The organism is Sutcliffiella horikoshii (assembly GCF_021991925.1).
Classification (GTDB): Bacteria; Bacillota; Bacilli; order Bacillales; family Bacillaceae_I; genus Sutcliffiella_A; species Sutcliffiella_A horikoshii_F.
Genome location: NZ_RXZI01000008.1, coordinates 21,327 through 41,692, shown reverse-complemented (window position 1 = coordinate 41,692; position 20,366 = coordinate 21,327). Strand labels below are relative to the sequence as shown.

Here is a 20,366-nt window from a genome sequence, read left to right as displayed (position 1 = left end):
CTGTAACAACAAGATCAAATGCATTCATTTTAGTAAGCGTTCTCATTCCGGAAATTCTTAAAACTAAAATCAAGCCTATATATGCCAGAAATCCTATCAATAAAGTTCTTCCGATGAGTTCAATCCCACTAAAAAACTTTTGAACTCCCCTGTTTTTTTATATGACTTTCTCCCCTATGAAAAAAATACAAACGTTACAAAAATAATGCTTGATTCCTGGTTTAACATGCAATGTGAAAAGGGCAAGGCGAGATTTTTAGTGATGTAAAATTTTCAAGGAATTTCATGTATTTTTATGGTGAAATATACAAAATGAAGGGGGATTCATGATGAGTAGAATGGGGTTTTTACTGTTTTGCATCGCAGTATTGGTATTAGGTGGATGTAGGTGTTTATACGTATTTTCCATAGTCTGGGATGGCGACTGATTCAAAGTCTTCCACAAGTTTAGTTAGTCCGCTTGCCAGTTCTTCGCCTGCCATGGCTGTTCAATGTCCTGTCACGGCAGCTTTTTGAGCTATGGATACTGTAATTTTCATGTCTTTAGACAAGAAAAAACGGACAACAATCATAACGGGTTCGGTGACCTGTCACAAAATAAGATTTAAAATAACATAATTAAATTCATTAAGGAAATCATAGTTGTTATCACAACAGATAGGTAGTAGTTGCCGCCGTAATATTTACCGCCTACAGTGTAGAGTTTAAGCTTCTAACAATCATTTGACTCAAGAAACGGGTTTACTATCAAATTGTAAAGAACAATAATTAAAAGATCTTTGTTGATACAAAAAGCGAATTCTATTATGTTAGGTTGTTTTTATCTAATTCAACTTTTATAAAAAAGTGGGGCAAGAATAATGACACAGCGTTTTGAAAAAAACACTCTAAGATTCCTATTGGTCCTTGGATTAATTATGTTTGTCAATTTAATTAGGAAACCTCCAGCTAAAGATTGGCTATTGATTTTCCTATTTAAAGGATATATCTCAACCATCCTAGATAAGACATTAGTCACTAAAAATAAAATAATGTATCCTGTTAAATTAGTTAAATGGTTTGATATTAGCGTTATTTTTGATTATTTACTTTTTCCAGTGGTATGTGTTTACTATAACCAAATCACTAAGTCGTCCAATCTCTTCTTGATTATTGTAAAAACATTTTACTTCAGTGTCCCAATGACTATACTCGAAAACTTTTTTGAAAAGCGTACAAGTCTCATCAAATTTAAAAATGGTTGGAATATTTATCATAGCTTTTTAACCATGAGCTTGACTTTTCTCGTTTCCCGTACTTTTATTGCATTGGTTAGAGGAGCTGATAATACTCGTGTTCCAGAGAATACTTAGAGTAATCTCTGGATTTTTTCCGTGCGATAAACGTTACTACTCATTTCACATATCTCTAGAATGTCTTTAAATTCGTGAATTGGGATTGCTTGAAGGATTCCACTTATTGAGGTGTCCTATTTCCCCCCCCATTAATTATGCGCCTTAGAAATCCATTGTTTGTATACATGATTCCTTTAAGGGGATAAATAACAAGATAAAAAATATTCAGGGAGTACTTCATGGATAATTATAATAATGACAATACAGCTAGAAGATATCGGGCTCACGTTAGTGTTTTAGGAACTACTCAAATACACCTCAGAAACCCCTATATAATCGCATGGTGGAGTGCAGCCTTTCCTGGATTTGGCCACTTACTACTGTCCAAGTATTTACGTGGCCTTGTATTACTTTTATGGGAAGTTGTAATTAATATTAAGGCACATGTTAATCTTGCTATGGTTTACTCTTTTCAAGGGGAAATTAATTTAGCAAAAGAAGTGTTAGACACACAGTGGTTGCTGATTTACATTCCTGTGTATATATTTGCCATCTGGGATAGCTATCGTACAACCGTTGATTTAAATAAGATCTATATAGTGGCTGATCGCGAAGAACATAAATTTAATACATTTAGTATAGGTTCGATGGAGATCAATTATCTAGATAAAAGAAATCCTGTAATGGCTATAATCTGGTCCCTTTTTATTCCTGGGTTAGGTCAACTTTATATTCATAGAATTATTACAGCTTTCTTTGTTATTGTTTGGAATGTTATCTTTTTTTATTTTTCTCATTTAGGGGATGCTGTCGTATTATTATTCTTAGGAGATATTGCTAAAGCTACCTCAGTTCTTAACCCTCAGTGGCTGTTATTCCTCCCTTCCCTTTATGGCTTTTCTATATATGATTCATATGCCAATACAGTGGAAAACAACAAACTTTACGATAAAGAACAACGCTCCTTTTTCATCAACAATTACCAATCTTCTTCTTTTCGAGTATTAAAAGGAAAAAAGGTGAATTAATTATGCAACTATATTCAACTTTTGAACATACCATTCATCTAGAAATGGCACTCAATACGTTAGAGAAAAAGGGTATAAAAAAGGAAAGTATCTTTGTAGTTCCTCTTGATAATAGAAAGGAGACACATAAAGTATTTGATACACTCCATCGATCAGATGGGACATCGCTGATTGATATTGGCGCAGCGTTAGGTACTGCATTATCAGTTATTGGAGCAAGCATAGGATTTAGATTAGCATGGGGACCCATATACTGGGGACTTATTGGTGCAGCGATTGGATTTATAATAGGGGTTATTATTCGTCTATTTACAGAAATCATATTAAAAAAGCAGAGAAGACTTCTAAAGGGATTCCAATCCGAAATAATTGTAATCATTGAATGTGAAGAATCTCAAGGAGAGGTTGTAGAGAATATATTATTTAGTCACTATGCATTGGGAGTGGCAAAAATAATATAAATAAACGAATAAGACCTTCTGAGGAAGCTCTTCTTTCTTATCCTTGTAATATGTATTTGCTACTATCGTGCTCCGTAATCTGGCCCTAGCATAAAAATGAGCGCTGATCCTTGCTAAAGGATAGCGCCCAATCGAAGATGTGATAGGGATCAGACCCGTTACAACAATCACCCATTTCTTTTATTTCTGAGAAAAGCACTGCTGTTCCTAGACACTATTCCCCTTTCAAATCCATCAAAGTGGAATCCTCCTTCTTTTCGGCCTTTTTTATCACCGATATCCTTCCATCCGTTTCTAATACGACAGCTTCTACTTCATTCATCGACTTGATTCCACTTGACCTTGCAGCCTGGAGAATCTCTTTTTCCAATATCCTTTCTTTTTTCATCACCTTTTTTAGAAATGCTCCATTATAATACAAAAGCTCTGGACTAGACTTTATCATGCCACTGAAAAAGTCAGAACGGACGGACAACCAAGTTATGATATATTGCATCCCAATCAAAAGAATGAATGCCGTGAATCCTTCCGCTAAAGCTACATCCTTGCTCAGTAGAATAGTTGCTAGTGTCGACCCGATCGCCACTGTAACAACAAGATCAAATGCATTCATTTTAGTAAGCGTTCTCTTTCCGGAAATTCTTAAAACTAAAATCAAGCCTATATATGCCAGAAATCCTATCAATAAAGTTCTTACGATGGGCTCAATCCCACTAAAAAACATTTGAACACCCCTGTTTTTTTACTATATGATTGCTTTTTCCCCTTTGATGAAAATACAAACGTTACAAAAATAAAGTTTGATTCCTGGTTGGAAATGCAATGCGGAGAGGACAAGGACAGATTATTAGTGATGTAAGATTTTTAAGAAACTCCATGTAGTTTCATGGTAAAATATACTAAATGAGGGGGAATTAAGATGAGGAGAATGGGGTTATTATTATTTTATATCGCAGTATTGGTATTAGGTGGATGTAGTTACACAGCTACTTCAGTGAACTATTTAAATGTAACACAAGGGGATTTAAGCAAGGAGATTCTCGCTTATTTTGAAAGTGTAGAAGCGGATAATGGCGCGCACCTTTATATGGATAACGCGAATAACTCCATGTTTGTATACTTCAATTCCTCCAATGTTGTACAGGGTGAGAAAGCTGAAATTCTTACTGACTTTGATGTTGATATCGAGAAGGATGTTTTAAACATACTCTATACGAGTGAAGAAACCACTGACCTATCGAGTTCGTCATCGGAACATAGCCGCATTTATAGAGTAAACCTCAACAAAGAGTATGATATAGTCAAACTTTTTCATAACGGAAAAGAGGTATCCTTTCGTTCGGTTTCGGGAGGCGAGTGATTACTTGTTGAGAAAGGGAGGGCACTTTTTTACCATCGGGTCACAGTATCTGTCCCTCCAACTCTTTATTAGGCAATTACCTCCACTAACTCAAAGTGCTCTACAACTATGATGGTATTATCATCTAAACCAATACCCTCATGTCGTAACGCTTCTTTCCAGCTAACGATGTGGTCTTGCCGGAACTCCTCTACTGATTTAACGTTTTCTGCTTTTGCAATCCTCTCGTCTACATCCCCGAAAGTAATCTCATAGTTTTCCGTAATCAAGATGGTACACCTGTGGTTCCCTTGTTGGTCATATACCGCAACGAGATCCCCTACTTCCGTAGGTGGTTCTTCTGGGGAGTCATAATACCAAACTTTCGGAGTACATGTTGCGGTTTTCTCTCCTCTTATGACTTCTAAAAGCAATCTATCGTCCTGTTCATCTCTTCCCCATAACGTCATTTTCTTCATTTCTTCCACCCCTAATTTGCATTTCTCATTCTAAGGACATATTCACCGCCTCCAAAGCATGGATGTAGGCTGTGTCAAATAGAGGAACATCTGAATCCTCCGGTTTTATCAATAGTCCAATTTCAGTACAGCCTAAGATAATCCCTTTGGCACCAGATTCAATTAAGCCTTGGATGACTTTCTTATAGTAATCCCTTGATTTTTGTTGAATGTCACCTAAACATAACTCTTCATAAATGACTTTGTTTATAATTTCTCTTTCCTTTTCATTTGGTACAATAACTTTTATTCCGTTCCTCTCTAAGCGAGATTTATAAAAGTCTTGCTCCATGGTGTACCTTGTGCCTAATAATCCAACCGAATCTATACCTTTCTCCTTGATTTGGGCTGCGGTTGCATCTGCGATATGCAATAGCGGAATGGTTATTTTTGACTCGATGTCCTTTACAACTTTGTGCATTGTATTGGTACAAATGACAATAAAGTCTGCTCCCCCCATTTCTAAAGAACGCGCAGCATCACCTAACACTTCACCGGCCTTTTCCCAGGCGCCTTCTGATTGGTAACGTTCTATTTCATGAAAATCAACACTGTATAATAAACATTTCGCGGAATGTAATCCCCCCAATCTTCTCTTAATCTCTTGATTGATCATCCGATAATACTCAACAGAAGATTCCCAACTCATTCCGCCAATAAGTCCAATAACCTTCATTTTATCCCCTCCATTAAGTTTAAAATAACAGCCAATACAAAAAACCGGCGTAGGCCGGCTTATTGCATCATGACGATATCAGCTCTTTTGAGCATTCATTGCTTCCCATTCTTCTTTACTAGGACCATACACTCCAGGAACTTTCAAGTCAGCTTGTCTCATAAGGACAGTCAATTGACCACGATGATGTGCCTGATGTTGGATCAGCAGACGGAATACAGCCTGAAGTGGCATGTCTCCACCAAATAAATTCACAACTTTGTTCATCGTTTCATCTGTAATTTGTTCAGAAAATGCTTGTGTAAAGCGCTGACTGATTGTTTTGTAGGCCTCGCTGATTTCAGCAGCTGATTTTGGGGTCTCTTTTTGGATGTCAGGAACCTCAAATCTTAACCCGACCTGAGCAGGAAAGTAGTATGCGGATCCTGTAATATGCCAAGCAAGGCTTCCAACACTGTATAATCCCGGGGATACTTCCTGATTCAACGATTCATCTGTCAGCGCATCCAACACTTTTTGGGTAACAGTAGCTTCTTGTTTCCATTCATTTAAAAAATCATTTACTGAAGTAAACATTCCATTCCCTCCTTAAATTAGGAAAACTCTTCCTTTTTAAACCCTTCCACTAATTCTACCACGTTCTGCCAACCATCCGCTTCTCTCGTGCTTACAAAAAAATAATCTAGTACAAGCGACAGGCGCGCCGACTATTTGGTGTTGTAAACTTCAAAAGAGTTTGCCATCTTTTCTAGTTCTTTTCGTTCATATAATTTGTTGCCATTACTGGAAAGAAACCCAATGATACTATAATTTAACTCCTTATCGTTCCATGTCATCGTTTGCGAATCTTCCCTATAGGAATATTTAGCCTGAGTATCGTTATTTGATAAGATAACTTCACTATTATTTTCTTTTATTTCATTTAATTCTTCAAATGGCTTAATCTCTATAAATAATAGATTCTCACCAGAAGCCCCTTTCACCCCAACGGTTAAAACGAAGTCATTCGCTTGTGTTTGGGCAATATCATCCGGTAGTGTTTCAACTGTCTGCATGTAATCAACTATTTCCACTTTTTCTACACTGTAGGGTAGATATGTTGGTAGTTTAAATGGATAAGGAAATTCTTCTATTCCTTCCATATCCTTAGGGAATGGATGAACAGAATGAATTTGTGCACAAGCGACAAAAACACTGAAAACTAAAGCCAATATTAATAAAACCTTCATTCTTTTCATGAAAGATTCCCCATTCAATAAACTTTACTACCTATACGATTAACGAGTAATAATGTTTCGTTTTCATAATTTGGAAGATTCTATTTTGAAATAGATTTCAACAAAATAGTTTATTTTATGACAAAAGAGGCTATTACACCCGTAAATGTAATGGAAGCAGAAAAACTTATAGAAAAATAGTTTTGCTGTTACTTTTACATACAACAAAAAAGGAGTGAGTTTATTGAATGATGTGAACTATAGTTTCCAAAATGCACTAAATTCTTTAATTGAGGCTATACCTAATGTTATCGTGGCACTTCTATTGCTCTTATTGGCATGGATTGTTGCAACGGTCGTTAAGGCCATTGTCGTAAAGCTGTTTGTGAAGGTCGGATTGACCAAAGCAATGGCTAAATCCAGAATGGTCAAGAATGAGAAACAAGGCAAAAGCGTCCTCCATTCCATTGGGAAAGTCATTTACTTCCTAGTGTTCATTCTGTTCCTGCCAAGTATTCTGGATGCACTGAACATGAGAAGTGTATCTCAACCGATCACCGATATGGTACAGAAGTTCCTAGCTTTCCTGCCAAATTTATTTGCAGCAGCTATTCTCCTGATTATCGGATACTTTATCGCTAAACTGGTCCGAGACCTTATCTATAATCTTCTATTAAGCCTCAATGTTGATCATTGGTTTGATCGATTGGGAGGAACAACATCTCATACTGCCAGTGGAACTGCCACTTCACCAAATGCAAACGAATCTCAAATCAACAAAGGTACATTGGCAAAAATCATCTCCAATATCCTTTTTGCTGTCATCCTTATTCCGATTGTGACAGTTGCCTTGGAAACACTGAATATTAGTACGATCTCTGAACCAATCGTGTCAGTGTTAACTACCATTTTAAATATGATTCCTAATATTTTCGTAGCCATTATTTTATTACTGGCTGGTTATTACTTAGCGAAATTTGCAGCACAACTCCTTACAGGGCTATTGCGTCGTACAGGCATTAACAACATCTATCAATCCATGGGGCTGGACCAATCCCAAGCTCCAAGATTTGACCTTGTCAACATCATTGGACAAACGGTGAAGGTACTCATCATTCTATTCTTCACAGTGGAAGCACTGAATGTGTTGAATCTTGATGTATTGAATAATATCGGGAATGCGATCATTCTTTACTTACCAATGGTGATCAGTGCCCTAATCATTCTAGGACTTGCTTTATTTGGAGGCAACCTGCTTCAGAAAGTGTTGAAAAAGTACACTAACAGCTCCTTCACAGCAGCTCTTGTGAAGTATATCATCATTGTGTTCGCGGTATTCATGGCTTTAGACCAACTAGGATTTGCTAAAACCATCGTAAACATCGGCTTCTTGCTGATTCTTGGTGCGTTATCCATAGCGTTTGCCATCTCATTTGGGATCGGCGGCAGAGATTTCGCCAAGCGAAACCTGGAGCGTTTTGAGAAGAAAATTGAGAAAGACCAAAACACGCCAAATACACCAAATACACCTTACACTCCGAACACACCGAAAAAGTTTGATAACAATGACTTTAACGGACCTAAAATCTAATAACAACGAATGGACGCCAGGTGATGGACCTGGCGTCTTTCCTTTTCCCTGATACTGCTTCCAGCGGCTATGCCCGAGGATTCAGATAGGACTTACTTCTGAAACAACATAAAAATGCAGGTGATCAATGTAATCACCTGCATTTTACTTATTCTTTGTAAGTTGCTAAGCACTCGCCGAGAACAGGTCAAGGCACCTGTCCCCTCTACCCTTTGTTCAATCTATTCCGTCCACAATACTCTTCATCATCGCTTCATCCATAGGGCCGACGATTTTCTTTTGGATGACTCCATCTTTGTCGATGGCATAGCTCGTGGGGATGGTGAAGGCTTGGTATTGCATGCCGATGTCTCCATCTTCATCAAGTGGGATGGCGAAAGTGAGCTCGTAGTCGTTTACAAATTTACTAATCGCATCTTTTCCTTTATCCATATTAGTCAGATTAACAGCGATGACTTCCACTTCTTCGTGGTTTTCTTCATAGAAATATTGCATATGCGGCATTTCCGCTTTACATGGCGGACACCAGGTAGCCCAGAAATTAAGAATGACCTTCTTGCCTCTGTAATCAGAGAGCTTGAATTCCGATCCATCCAGTTTGGTCAATGTAAAATCAGGGGCCGTGTTCCCTTCTTGAACTTCCCCTAGATCTACCCCTGGGATGCTTTCGTCTTTTGTGATATCTACACTATCTGCTTCAATATTTCCATCAGAGGGTGAATCCTTCTTCACGTTGACGAAAATAATCGCTACAGCTAGCATGATGATGGCAATCGATAAAAGGTTTTTATTCAAGTTCTATACTCCTCCTTTGTTTAAATGAGAGAACGGCTGATAGTAATCCCAACCAAATAAAAATAATCTTATCCATACTCGTTATTGGCTGAAATACGCTTAACAACAGCAAACCCGTTAAAAACGACAGTACAAGCAGTTGGTTATACGCCCTCGATTTCTCTCTTCCATATAAAAAGTAAACCAGAAACATAAACAAACCGAAAAAAGCTAAATACAAAACCGCCTCTATAAAAGTCTTTTCCAGAAAGTTAATAGTAGTTTGATACACCATAAATAAAAGGAAAAAAGGGATGATCAATTCCATGTCCACTCTACTAATTTTCCCCTTACTATTCAGGAAGATGTAAAAAGAAACAAAAATCAATCCCAGTATATGCCCTGTATCTCCCCCGTTAAAATAAAGGATGGACATGGGCATATCCATGAATAACTTAGGGTGGATGACTATGTAGCTAAGCTTCCATACCAGAAAATAGAGAAAGACATTGTCCCAAAAAAAGGAGGGAATCGTCCTGCGGGTTACAAGTCTGTACACAATCGGCAGCAGCATAGCAGCTATGGCCGTGGCTATCCAACTAGAAGGGATGGACATGCTTCCGAAAGTAATGTAACTCACTCTGACTCTTCATCTTCATGAATTATATTTATCGAAACATCTACCTTGATTGCAGGCAAAACGGATTGTATCATTCCACAATTTTTTATAATCAATGAGGAGATTTTTTCACGTTGGGCAAGGGGCATCTCTTCCTTAGAAAAGATAGTTGCGTTAATAGATATTCTTTCGATTCGATTAGCGTGACTCGGATTTCGGATAGAGTCTGCTTGCATTTCGAGTTTTTCGTAAGGAACTCTTTTCTTTTCCAGGATCGTTCTAAGCAAGGTCCCACCGCAGCCTATAAGGGATGATAGAAATAGCTCATAGGGTCTGACCCCTATACCTGGAGTGGTTGATATGACCAACTGGTTTGAAGATAGCTCTGCAATTACCCGGTCTGATTCTATTAAAAACTTCATCTGCTGATTCCCCCTTTTTCATCTAGTATGGAATCAGTTTGTTAAGGTTTGATTAAGAAATTGCGGCATGTTTTATTGGCCGACAAATTTGTAGCCCATCCCCCTCACCGTTTGGATATAATCCTTTGGCGTATACATCTTGATTTTTTCGCGCAAATGCTTGATATGGACATCAATGGTTCGATCAGACACCGTTTTCTCATGATACTCATAGATCGAGTTCAAGATTTGCTCCCTGGTCAGCACCTGGTCTGAATGCTGCATGAAGAAATGCAACAGCTTAAATTCAAACTTGGTGAGATTCAACGGATTGCCGTTGATTAAGGCCTCTCCTTTAGCAGGCTTCAAAGTAAAACCGGTAAAGCTAAGCTTCCCACAGCGGGCTGCCGTCCTTCTAAGCACCGCCTCAATTCGTACCATCAATTCTGCAGGTCGCAACGGCTTAAGCACATAATCATCCGCACCAAGCTTAAAGCCTTTGATGATGTCACTCTCATCCCTTTTTGCCGAAATGATGATGATTGGCATTAAGCTCTTCAAATCATGTCGCACCCACCTGCAAATCTCTTCTCCGCTAATTTTGGGAAGGCACAGGTCTAATAAGAGGATACACGGGTCCAGTTGCGGAATCATTTTCTTGGCTCTTTTCCCATCAGGAGCCTCCAGCACCTCATACCCCTCCTTCTCCAGATTGGTTCGAAGGAGGCTGCGTATCTCTGGATCACTTTCAACAATCAACACTGTCTTACCAATCAATCTCTCTTGCATCAACGCACTCACTCATTTCATTATGGTCATTGCGGAAATAAATTATAGATAGAAAGCCATGCGCTTATTTTCTGCATTTGTCCTGATAAAACTAGAAAGCCAAGGGCTATCATTATTACTCCATTGATGAACGAAAGCTTGCCCAAATATTTGTTGATCTTCCTGATTACCTTTAAGGAATAGGCCAGAACAAACGTAATCACCAGAAAAGGGATGGCCATTCCAAGCGAGTAGAACCCTAATAGTATAATACCTTGGTTCAAGGTCTCAGTTGAGCTTGCCAGCAGTAAAATGGAGGAAAGCGCTAGACTCACACACGGGGACCAGCCACTGGCAAACGCCATTCCCAAAAGAACCGAGCCAAACATACTCTTCGACTTATTGCTGTATTCAAACTTCTTTTCTTTCATAAGGAACTTGAATTTTAAAAATCCCGCCATCTGTAATCCAAAGATGATAATCAATAATCCCGCGATTTGCATCAATGCAATCCTATATTCCATTAACAGTTTCCCTACGAAGCTCGCAGAAGCACCTAAGGAAATAAAAATAATACTAAAGCCGACTATAAATCCAATCGAGCGCATAAATACCTTATTCCGATTAACCATGATTTTGTTATCTTCTATTTTACCACCTGTCAAATGCGTTATGTATGCAGGCAACAGAGGAAAAACGCACGGTGAAAAAAAAGACAAAGTTCCTGCAAACAACGAAAACAAAATTCCAACATCACTCAATTCACTCACTCCTTTTTGTCCATTATGAAGTGCGAATATTAATGTTCGGTTAAGAAATGTAGAAAAGGCTTCGTTTTTGGCTGCACAACATAAAAATGCAGGTGATCAAACCAATCACCTGCATTTCACTTATTCTTTTTAAGTTGCTGTTCCAAAGTTAACCTTTAATTAAGTGCTCGCTGTAAAACGGGTCAAGGCACCTGACCCCACAACTCTTCTCACTTCCCTACTATCCTTAGCAAGGACCTCTTTCACATTTCCCCCAAACCACTCGAGTGATGCTTCGATCTCCATCATGGCGGCAGCATCTTTTAGGAATAGGCGGTAGTCCACTGCACCTTCAAACAGAGAGACCATTCCTTCCCTGCTCCCCGCTGCTGCGTATACATTGTTCGGGGCAAAGACCCCAAGCTGGGATCGTGATTCAATATTTTTAAAATGAAAATGGGAAACATATGGCCGCAGTTGCTTGAGCGCATAGAGTGGATCGACCCCTGACTCCCATATGTGGAGGACATCGAAGTTGACCCGTAGTGCCGGATGGTCTGTTTCCTCGATCAGCTGAAGCGTGGAGGATGGGTTGTCTGTCAGGGTATTTGGGTGTGTCTCTACCAGAAGCTGCATCCCTTCTGCTTCCGCCATTTTGCAAAGCATCTTCATGCGGGAAACCAGCTCGATTCGCTCTAATCGGCTGATATCCGCACTCCCCTTGTTTCCGGCAAACGTTCGTATTTTATCTGTTCCCCAGCGGTGTGCTAGCGAGCATAACAGATTCATCTCCTCTATTAGAACAGGAAGAGGCGCATCCAGTGGCAAGTAGTCACTCAGCATGCTCGTTTCCAGGCCATAGGAGCTCAGCCACTCGCTTCCATAATGGATATCCTCCGCCAAGTTCTTGGCATGAACACCCCAGAGTTCTATGCCTTGGAACCCATTTGATTGGGCCCAATGGGCAATCTGGTCAATCGACTGTAGGTGGTGCCGGAATGAAATGGTGCAGAGTGATAGCTTCATAGAATTGCCTCCTTCATGTGTTGGGATTGTTCCTGTTTTACCCAGGCCTCAAAACTTCCCTGTAACCCTCTCTTGATCTTATATTCCAGAAGATCTTGTTCTTCAAGCTTTGCAGAGATTTCTTCTTTTAAAAGCATGTTGCCGGTCATGGCAAGCTTCATGGCCCGATATTGGATGGCGGTATAACCTTTTACAAGCCTTTCAATTTCATCGCACCAGGCTTCGAAGCTATCCTCGTCATACTGAAGTGCTTTCCAGAAAAACGCAAAGGCATGTTCATATGCGTATTTCCGGATCGCGAGAACGGGCAACTCCCTTAAAGCAAGTGTCAATCCTGCATGCGGAAACCTCTCATCTCCGGTTGTGTGCAGGTCGATGATCTTACGTACCGCCTCCGTCATCGGGTTATTGCCATGCTTGATGCATGTGTGGAAGTACGCCTCCACCGTTTCTGAGGATGGCACGATGATGGTCGATGCATCAAAGAAATAGCCGCCTTTTGCAGAAGGGTCTTCAATGGCAGAAAGGATACGCTCTTTTGGAAGCACCCCTTCCCAGCGAAAGTCCGGATCATACATCATCCACTCTTCTTCGTTCTCTGTCTTTTCGAGCATCACGTAATGCGGGAATGGGCTTTGATGGAACTTATTTTCCCGTTCCGGTAGCTTGGACAAGTCCAGCATGACCATTACATATTGATCGGGTTGCTTCGTCTCGAGTAATCTCAGCATTTCCCCTATGTTTTCCTGTTTGCTTTTACGTTCGTCATACCATTTATGTAGCTTGATGCCATAAAGCATTTCATACCATTGGTGGAAAAAATCATGGTCGATCCGCTTTGAATGATAGGTCAAGACGCCATTTTCCAGCACATCAAAATCTGCATCCCATACCCCAAAGTAATAGGGCCTGTGATCGGCACCTTCCTTCTTTTTTACAGCCTCACACACGCAGCTTACAAAACAATGGACTTTGATCATTGGACTCCCCCCTTTACGACCGAAGGCTCTTGCTGTTGTTGTTCCAGAAAATCGGCCAAGCTTCCCACTGTCTGGAAGTCTTTTGACACAAGCATTTCATCCGGGATCTCAAAACCGAGATCCACTTCCAAATGAAGGATCATTTGCAGGATCATGATGGAATCCATATACAAATCTTCATTTAAACGGGCATCCTCACAAAAAGCCTCCATGGAAGGCAGCTTTAAATGGTGTTGCATAATATCATGTAAGACCTGCACTATTTCTTTCCTTGTCATGCCAACACCCCTTCGCCAAGCCTTTTTCGGCTGATCTTGCCGTTTGGCAGCTTCTCGATTGCTTCCACCTGGATGAATTCCATCGGTACTTGGTAGGGAGCAAGGTAATCCCTGCACCATTGCCGTAACTCCTGCTCCTCCATCGGAGCGGAACAGACATACTGTGCACATACTCTTTCCCCTGAAAGCGGATGGATCTTTTTAAACACAACCGCCTCCTGGATCCTTGGTTCTGCCATCAACACGTCCTCCACTTCTTGCGGATAAACGTTCAAGCCAGCCACATTGATGGTGTCATCCATCCTTGCCAGAAAGGATATGATTCCGTTTTCCATGTAACCAAGATCCTTTGTATGGATGGTTTTCTCCTTGTCATGTATGATGATTTCACCAGGCGCATCCAAGGTTCCGGTCTCCACCTTGAGATGTGGGAGGGGATAGCCCATTTCACTTGAGTCACTCACATCTGGTTGTATCGCCACACACCCTGCTTCCGAGCAGCCGTATTGTTGGAGCACACGGTTAGAAACGTTTTTTAATATAGTAAGCCAAGCAGAAGGCATGAGGGTGCCTGATGTCATTACCGCATCAAACCGTTGATCATCACGGACCAAGCTCGTTAAGGTATACAAGAGTGCAGGTGCCCCGTAAAGAATATGCTTAGGATGCTCCTTGAGCTTTTTGAGTACATATTTTGGATTCATATTTGTCAGAATGACCGGTTCCGCACCTCGCCTCATGCAGGCAAACACTCCGCAGATCAAGCCATAAGAATGGGTGACCGGGCAGGCAACGACCGACGTGGTATCCTGATCAAGCGACAAGACAGAAACATAGCTTTCAAGCTCGGTCTCGATTGAATCCCATGTACGTTCGATGCATTTAGGAGCGCCAGTCGTACCGGAGCTCATTTGCACCAGTACGCCTTCCCTTTCGTTTGGTTGATCTGTCAGGTGGAGGGGGGAGTCGATCGTTTCAAAAAGCAAGAAATGGCTCCCTGCCGAATTCGCCATCCGGATCGCTCCTGCCTTTGGTACGGAAGGATGGATCGGCACGATGGATCCCCCTTTTTTGCGCACAAATAAACATAGTGCCAGCCATTGGAAAACATCTGGAATGCATACTGCCATTCTTCTATTCCGGCAATCTCTTAAATATGGGATTTTTTCAAACTCTATATATTGTCTTTCCAGATCATCCAGTGTGTAATACTGATCATTTACAAAAAACATCTCCATTCTCCTTTTTGCTATCTGCTAAAGAATTTGTGACAAGATGGCGTAACCCACCAGTCTCTTCACTTCGTGTCTTCCTTTTCAGAAGCGACTCGGCATAGATGGTAGGTGCCGTATGCCCAAGTTCGCTATTTCGGGATAGCAATTCCGGATAACGGTTCAAGTGTCCTCTTATTGCTTCCTGAACCATTTCCCAGAACCTTTCCTCGCTATACCCATACTGCTCCTGAAGCGAATAGGACAATTCACTCAAATGAAAAACGAACAACGTATCCATCACAAGCTCTCTCAACGCTTCTACAGAAGACATCCAATAATACTCATCAGGTTCTCCCTTTTTAAACTGCTCATGTATCCTTGAAAAATCCGGGACGCTGTTCGGTTCTTTCAAAAATGCATGATGATACTCTGTGCTGTCGTGGAAATCCCTCAGGGCCACACGGGTCGGCCAGCCGTTCTTATGTAAAAGAATCATATTTTGTGCGTGGGCCTCCACGGCAATCCCATGGGTGACAAGCAAATGCCAGACCGGCACCACACTTACTTCGATCAATCTCTTCATCCAGTTTTCAGTTCCATAGCGCTTCAACCAGTCATCTAAAAACGGTAAGCCATCCCGCTCCATCAATGGCAAGGCCGTAAAAGGCACAGCCTCCTCTTCCTCTTCCATATAAAGCCGGATGCTTTCTCGCCAAATGGCTCCAAACTTGATTTCTGTTTGTTTAGTAGGTTGATAGGCCACCCCTGCATATTCCTTGAGTATGATGAAGGACACCTCTTCTTTTAAGTAACGGTCACTTTCCACCGTATTCGCAATCCATTTGGAAATGGGAGGCGCCGCACATATGGCGTGCGTGTCTAAGGTTCTAAGCGATGAGGTATTTACCATGTTCATGGAAAGTTTGACATGCGCTTTCTCTGGATCGGACACATTCCACAGCGTTCGGACGGACTGTGTTGCCCGGTAAGAATCCCCTGTCGTTTTTAAAAGAACGATATCCTCTTTTTTTAGCTCATCCTGTGCAATTTGCACCTGCCACGGGTGGATCGGCAGAAACGTGTATTCTTGAAAATCTTTCCCATGCGCTTGCAGCTCAGCAAGCATCTGTTGGAACACGGAAGTTCCCAGCTCCCTTTCCCAGAATTTCTTCTCATCCTCTAGCAGTGCAATCTGGCTGTGCTCCCGTCTGACAGCCGCCCATTGCAGGGTAAATGACTGCCTTGCTTCGGGTCCAAATGCAGCATGGTCCTCTAGCGTAAAACCAGTTCTTGCCTTGAAACAAGGATGATATGGATGCCCTTCCCATATCTCCGATTCCAGCTCTTCGTATGGAAATGCTCTTCTGGAAAGGTGCGCTGAGAGATTCGCTTCATTCCACTCCACCAATAAGGCTGTTTGGGCAAGCTCACGAATAATCAAGTTACTTTTTTCAGGATCTGATACAAGGTCTTCTACCAAATCCTCCACCCTGGTTGCCGTGTTAGAACCATCGGGTTGTAAGGAGCGGATGCTTTCCTCTTTTAATCGCACTCGGTCAAACGCAGTGATTTTCCCTTCGCAGCTGTAGGTCCGTTCTTTTCCGAAAATGGTGAAGGTTACGACAGTGTCGTCCAGCTTGGGAACTGTTTTTTCCATATCCATCAACCCTTCGAAAAGAATTGCCTCGATCAGCTGTCGGACTATCCGTTTTTCAACCCTATTAGACGGCAGCGGTTGCAGCTTTTGCATAAATCTCTTCCTCCTTCACAAGGGTAAAGGGATTTGGGATATAGGTGTAAACCGCTTGTTCATTCTTTGCCATCAGCTCATCCACATCATGAAAACGGGTCAACAGATTGGCTTTATAGGACAGTTTCTCTGAATAGAGTATATGGTGGATGAATGCTTTCCCCTGTCCTGTAAGCTCCATTTCAAGTACAGTAAGCTGTTGGCGGCACCACGCAAGTAACCTATCTTCACTCAGGAGGCCTTCCTGTCCAAACCGGCAGATGACGGAAAATAGCTGATTCATGAAAAGGTAGTAGGTAAACCTTTCCTGAATGAGCGCATCCTCATAAAAAAGCTCCGGACATTCTTCCAGGGACGGAAGCTGCCCTCGTAGAATTTCTCTATAAGAGTTTGATAGATAATAGCCCTGATTATCTCTGTAGTAATACGATGCCGGATAGCCAGATGTTAGATCGAGGACACTATTCTGCTGATGGGCCTCGAGCGCAATTCCGTGTTCATCATACAAACGGATGAGTGGCTCAATCGAACATTTCCAATACTTCTCGAACCAATCCATGCTTACATCCTCAAGGTTCCGCCTTTCTGCTTTCGCAAGCCTTTCAATCGTTCGCACCAGCCTTTGGTGCTCTCCTGGCAGAGAATCCTGCACCAATGCCGCGACATTGCAGATTCCTTTGTCTTTTCCATCCAGGAATGGATTGGATCGAATGATGACCTCGAATCCTGATTCTTTTTTTCCCGGAAACCTGGCAGTGATAAAGCCAGGATCCTCCACCATCCGGAACCTTGGGTATTTTACCGTAAAGCGCAGCTTAGCCATAAGCTTCGCTATTTCTGTGCCTGCCCTCAGCTCATGGAGTCGATTCGTTCGTAACGAGTTCGTAATTTTTACCGGAACGGAAAATTTGTACATCCATTCATCTTCAGGAAGGTAAACGGTTCTGATGGAAGAGGTGGCTGCATAATAAGCACCCATTGGCCCAAGGTCCTTGATGAGATTCTTTTCCATCGCCTCTTTGACATGGTCCTGCTGAAGCAGCCATTGTGCCTGAAGAGGGTGGATCGGAATGAGGCAAGCATGTTGTGGAACCGTAAGCTCCGGTAGCCCTTTTGTTAAGGAATGAAGAATCATGTCACTCGCACTTTTTAAATCATTGGATGCTTCTAGGACCATCTCCCGGTCGATTTGAAAATAGTGTAACTGAAAACGCCCTTTCATTTCCGGGGCATAGCTTGGATGCTGCCAGCCAGCCATTCCCTGCCTGCTCTTTGGTGTGGGGTGGAGCCAGTGACCAAACAACAGCGATTGCTCGGCTTCCAGGAAAGAGCTGTCTTCAGAATAAAGGCTCATTCCATCTTCCCTTCTAGTTTCTATGTACGATGCCATCGTCTGATAGCTCTCAATCAACCTGAGGACCAGTTCATCATAATGGGATGCAAGTTCGTGGCAGCCATTTGATTTGGCCATCAGGTGCAGCTCATGGATAAGGGCGATCATCATCGGTAGTCTGTCTTGGGGAACCCATTCCCGACGTTGGTCACAATATTTAAGAACACATCCAACTCGATGCCTTCCTGTTAGCGATCGATACATCACTTCGACTGCAAAGGTTGCAGACTGCCCTGGTAGCTCCATCTCCACCACCGACTCCCCTGAAAGCGTCATGGATGGTCTCTGCTCCTGCAACCATTCCTTCATGTCCATCCAGTTTCCGCAGTCTACTTCCTTTAAATAACTATTTATAAAAGCTTGAAACGTTGCATTCTCTGCAATTTGTTTGGCTGATTGATGCATAATTCCATCCTTTCACCGAGTCTTTAGACCTAGTAATTGATAACCATTCTCACTACTGGTTAAAAAAATTTGATTTGATTATTTATGCTTATTGATGTTTGATCGAGTAATGAAATTCATTCTCAATGATAATCATTATCAACTTAACTGAACATGGACAATTGTAACTTGTTGCATGGACAAAATGACATTCCAACAAAAAAACAGCTGTAAGTCTACAGCTGCCAATCTCCAACACTATTAAGCTTTTAGTTTGGCTTTGAACATACTGGAGGAGAACTCCTCGAGCATCTTCTTCCTTCCCAACGGCCCCCATGGATCCCACTCATGACTTTCAGGATAATAAACCTCTCCTGATTGGACAGCACGGATCTTATTCCAATCCGGAGTATGAGCCATTCTCCATACATCCCGTTCATGGCTCCATAAAATAAGAAGCTTGTCGGGGTTTAATGCCGCTATATCCTTTAGACTGACAATCCGGTAGCCTTCCCCATGAAGGTCAGGGTGCGGCTGGAATCCAAGGCTTTGAAAAAGGAGATCAAGCAAGGCATGATTCTCCTGCCCGTAAAGGCGAATTTCTTCCGGGCGAATCCATATGACTGCCCAATTCCCCTTTTGCGTAAGCGGGCACATTTCATCCCGCACGTTACACTCCAGACAGTGAATCTCTTTATCTATCGATTCGGCACGGCTTTCACACCCTACCATCGACGCAATCTCAAACAGATACTCTCGCCAGTCTTGCTTGAATGGCATATGATGGACACGCTCCTGGTGGGAAAGCAGTACATTTTGGAGCTGGTGATTATGTAGTGGTGTTTTGATGATGCGATCTGGCTGAGCCAAAAGAATATCTTCCGGCTGAAACGGTCTTTCCGCATTCAGTAGCTTGGTTCCTTCCAATCCTTGTTGAAGATAGCTTGGCACCCCACTGCTTGCGGGATACATGGTTGGATAGGATGGAGCTGCCACGGGCTGTACACCGAGTGCGAGCAGGTGATCCTGTAAAAACAGCTGGCTGACAACCGCGATCCGTTCCTTCGCCCTTTTCATGAAAAGCGACGGTGGCAAGCCTTCTTTGTTTTTAAAAAGACGGCTGAAATAAAACTCATCCTGCAGTCCAATTTGGAGCGCCACTTCCTTGGCGGTAATTCCTTTCTTTTGGAGCATCAGTGTTTTTGCAGCCTTCATCCTTTCCACATTTAAAAATTCCTTCGGCGTCATTCCGGTTCTTTTACGAAAAGCCCTCGAAAAGGAAACTGGGCTCATATTCATTTTCGATGCAAGCTCAGCCACCGTAAGTGGCTTGGACAAGTTGTTACGGAGCAGGTCTGCCGCTTCTTCCATTCTGTCCACTTCTGCATCGTCTGTCAGAACGGACAGCATTTCCCATAGCAGGGACTGAAACCGGCACCTTGCAGAAATCGTTTTTCCTTTGTTCCACTTCCGTAATTCTTCCCACAAAGCCATCATTTTTACTGGTGCCTGTTCCGCAAGCCGGCCTGATAGGAATCCTGAGATCATGTCCCCTTCTTTTGGCCATGAAAGGTAATACACCGTCAAAAGGTCTGAAGCAGCTGATGTCAGCTCACAAGCATCCGTGAGAAAGTAGCTTTTGCCCTCCTCTACCCTTCTCACTTGCCCGCTACTATCTAACGTGCCACTACCAGATGAAACATATAGAATATAATAATAGTCGCAATCTTCGTTGAAGGCTTCCGATTGGCCCTCACGCAAATTAAATCTAACCGCCTTATAAAAATCAATACGTTGTTCGTTCAGCATAACAGAATGTTGCTCCCTTCTTTCCTACCAACATTATAATTGAAAACGATTATCATT

22 protein-coding genes are annotated in these 20,366 nt (G+C 41.9%); 5 read left to right on the top strand and 17 right to left on the bottom strand.

What is annotated here, in order from left to right; all coding sequences use genetic code 11:
• Nucleotides 1-860: 860 nt before the first annotated feature.
• The 3 genes from EKQ44_RS17605 to EKQ44_RS17595 all read left to right on the top strand — a co-directional run bounded on the left by EKQ44_RS17605 (nucleotide 861) and on the right by EKQ44_RS17595 (nucleotide 2,823).
• Nucleotides 861-1,352 (top strand): CBO0543 family protein, encoded by a 492-nt coding sequence (locus EKQ44_RS17605; RefSeq protein WP_237664865.1) that lies wholly within the window; start codon nucleotides 861-863, stop codon nucleotides 1,350-1,352.
• Nucleotides 1,353-1,573: 221 nt separating this feature from the next.
• Nucleotides 1,574-2,362, top strand: a complete 789-nt coding sequence (locus EKQ44_RS17600; protein WP_237664864.1) for a hypothetical protein — start codon at nucleotides 1,574-1,576, stop codon at nucleotides 2,360-2,362.
• A 2-nt stretch (nucleotides 2,363-2,364) separates the two neighbouring features.
• Entirely contained in the window at nucleotides 2,365-2,823 is a 459-nt protein-coding gene (locus EKQ44_RS17595) for a hypothetical protein (protein ID WP_237664863.1), read from the top strand.
• 214 nt (nucleotides 2,824-3,037) lie between these two features.
• On the opposite strand, the gene EKQ44_RS17590 is transcribed toward EKQ44_RS17595, so the two are convergent.
• Nucleotides 3,038-3,547, bottom strand: coding sequence for a DUF421 domain-containing protein (locus EKQ44_RS17590; RefSeq protein ID WP_237664862.1), 510 nt, complete (start codon nucleotides 3,545-3,547; stop codon nucleotides 3,038-3,040).
• A 195-nt stretch (nucleotides 3,548-3,742) separates the two neighbouring features.
• Here EKQ44_RS17590 and EKQ44_RS17585 point away from each other — a divergent pair, with 195 nt between their 5' ends.
• A complete protein-coding gene (locus EKQ44_RS17585) occupies nucleotides 3,743-4,183 on the top strand; it encodes a hypothetical protein (RefSeq protein ID WP_237664861.1) in 441 nt (146 codons plus the stop codon).
• 68 nt (nucleotides 4,184-4,251) lie between these two features.
• Here EKQ44_RS17585 and EKQ44_RS17580 read toward each other — a convergent pair whose 3' ends face one another.
• From EKQ44_RS17580 to EKQ44_RS17565, 4 genes are all read right to left on the bottom strand, one after another.
• Nucleotides 4,252-4,641 (bottom strand): ASCH domain-containing protein, encoded by a 390-nt coding sequence (locus EKQ44_RS17580; RefSeq protein WP_237664860.1) that lies wholly within the window; start codon nucleotides 4,639-4,641, stop codon nucleotides 4,252-4,254.
• Between the two features lie 25 nt (nucleotides 4,642-4,666).
• The gene (locus EKQ44_RS17575; protein ID WP_237664859.1) at nucleotides 4,667-5,356 is read right to left on the bottom strand and encodes an aspartate/glutamate racemase family protein; all 690 of its coding nucleotides are present in this window, start codon (nucleotides 5,354-5,356) and stop codon (nucleotides 4,667-4,669) included.
• 78 nt (nucleotides 5,357-5,434) lie between these two features.
• A complete protein-coding gene (locus EKQ44_RS17570) occupies nucleotides 5,435-5,932 on the bottom strand; it encodes a DinB family protein (RefSeq protein ID WP_237664858.1) in 498 nt (165 codons plus the stop codon).
• A 131-nt stretch (nucleotides 5,933-6,063) separates the two neighbouring features.
• Entirely contained in the window at nucleotides 6,064-6,594 is a 531-nt protein-coding gene (locus tag EKQ44_RS17565) for a hypothetical protein (RefSeq protein ID WP_237664857.1), read from the bottom strand.
• Between the two features lie 232 nt (nucleotides 6,595-6,826).
• Between EKQ44_RS17565 and EKQ44_RS17560 the strand changes: the two genes are divergently transcribed.
• Nucleotides 6,827-8,164: a mechanosensitive ion channel gene (locus EKQ44_RS17560; protein ID WP_237664970.1), complete on the top strand. Its 1,338-nt coding sequence runs from the start codon at nucleotides 6,827-6,829 to the stop codon at nucleotides 8,162-8,164.
• Nucleotides 8,165-8,380: 216 nt separating this feature from the next.
• Here the strand turns inward: EKQ44_RS17560 and EKQ44_RS17555 are convergent, their stop codons facing one another.
• The 12 genes from EKQ44_RS17555 to EKQ44_RS17500 all read right to left on the bottom strand — a co-directional run bounded on the left by EKQ44_RS17555 (nucleotide 8,381) and on the right by EKQ44_RS17500 (nucleotide 20,309).
• Nucleotides 8,381-8,959, bottom strand: coding sequence for a redoxin domain-containing protein (locus EKQ44_RS17555; protein WP_237664856.1), 579 nt, complete (start codon nucleotides 8,957-8,959; stop codon nucleotides 8,381-8,383).
• Nucleotides 8,952-9,578, bottom strand: a complete 627-nt coding sequence (locus tag EKQ44_RS17550; protein ID WP_237664855.1) for a hypothetical protein — start codon at nucleotides 9,576-9,578, stop codon at nucleotides 8,952-8,954. The genes EKQ44_RS17555 and EKQ44_RS17550 overlap by 8 nt, the downstream gene beginning before the upstream one ends.
• Nucleotides 9,575-9,979: an OsmC family protein gene (locus EKQ44_RS17545; protein WP_237664854.1), complete on the bottom strand. Its 405-nt coding sequence runs from the start codon at nucleotides 9,977-9,979 to the stop codon at nucleotides 9,575-9,577. The genes EKQ44_RS17550 and EKQ44_RS17545 overlap by 4 nt, the downstream gene beginning before the upstream one ends.
• 72 nt (nucleotides 9,980-10,051) lie before the next feature.
• On the bottom strand, nucleotides 10,052-10,750 hold the full coding sequence (locus EKQ44_RS17540) for a response regulator transcription factor (RefSeq protein ID WP_237664853.1): 699 nt from the start codon (nucleotides 10,748-10,750) through the stop codon (nucleotides 10,052-10,054).
• Nucleotides 10,751-10,773: 23 nt separating this feature from the next.
• Nucleotides 10,774-11,496 carry a cytochrome c biogenesis CcdA family protein gene (locus tag EKQ44_RS17535; protein WP_331254668.1) on the bottom strand — a complete coding sequence of 241 codons (723 nt, stop codon included), beginning with the start codon at nucleotides 11,494-11,496 and terminating at the stop codon, nucleotides 10,774-10,776.
• Nucleotides 11,497-11,655: 159 nt separating this feature from the next.
• Complete coding sequence (locus tag EKQ44_RS17530) at nucleotides 11,656-12,501, bottom strand: sugar phosphate isomerase/epimerase family protein (RefSeq protein ID WP_237664851.1); 846 nt, start codon at nucleotides 12,499-12,501, stop codon at nucleotides 11,656-11,658.
• Entirely contained in the window at nucleotides 12,498-13,481 is a 984-nt protein-coding gene (locus tag EKQ44_RS17525; protein ID WP_237664850.1) for a DUF6005 family protein, read from the bottom strand. The genes EKQ44_RS17530 and EKQ44_RS17525 overlap by 4 nt, the downstream gene beginning before the upstream one ends.
• The gene (asbD, locus tag EKQ44_RS17520) at nucleotides 13,478-13,759 is read right to left on the bottom strand and encodes a petrobactin biosynthesis protein AsbD (RefSeq protein WP_237664849.1); all 282 of its coding nucleotides are present in this window, start codon (nucleotides 13,757-13,759) and stop codon (nucleotides 13,478-13,480) included. The genes EKQ44_RS17525 and asbD overlap by 4 nt, the downstream gene beginning before the upstream one ends.
• Complete coding sequence (locus EKQ44_RS17515; protein WP_237664848.1) at nucleotides 13,756-14,991, bottom strand: AMP-binding protein; 1,236 nt, start codon at nucleotides 14,989-14,991, stop codon at nucleotides 13,756-13,758. The genes asbD and EKQ44_RS17515 overlap by 4 nt, the downstream gene beginning before the upstream one ends.
• Nucleotides 14,975-16,723 carry an IucA/IucC family protein gene (locus EKQ44_RS17510; RefSeq protein WP_237664847.1) on the bottom strand — a complete coding sequence of 583 codons (1,749 nt, stop codon included), beginning with the start codon at nucleotides 16,721-16,723 and terminating at the stop codon, nucleotides 14,975-14,977. Before EKQ44_RS17510 ends, EKQ44_RS17515 begins: the two co-directional genes overlap by 17 nt.
• Entirely contained in the window at nucleotides 16,695-18,521 is a 1,827-nt protein-coding gene (locus EKQ44_RS17505; protein ID WP_237664846.1) for an IucA/IucC family protein, read from the bottom strand. Before EKQ44_RS17505 ends, EKQ44_RS17510 begins: the two co-directional genes overlap by 29 nt.
• A gap of 240 nt (nucleotides 18,522-18,761) precedes the next feature.
• The gene (locus EKQ44_RS17500) at nucleotides 18,762-20,309 is read right to left on the bottom strand and encodes an AraC family transcriptional regulator (protein ID WP_237664845.1); all 1,548 of its coding nucleotides are present in this window, start codon (nucleotides 20,307-20,309) and stop codon (nucleotides 18,762-18,764) included.
• Nucleotides 20,310-20,366: the final 57 nt, after the last annotated feature.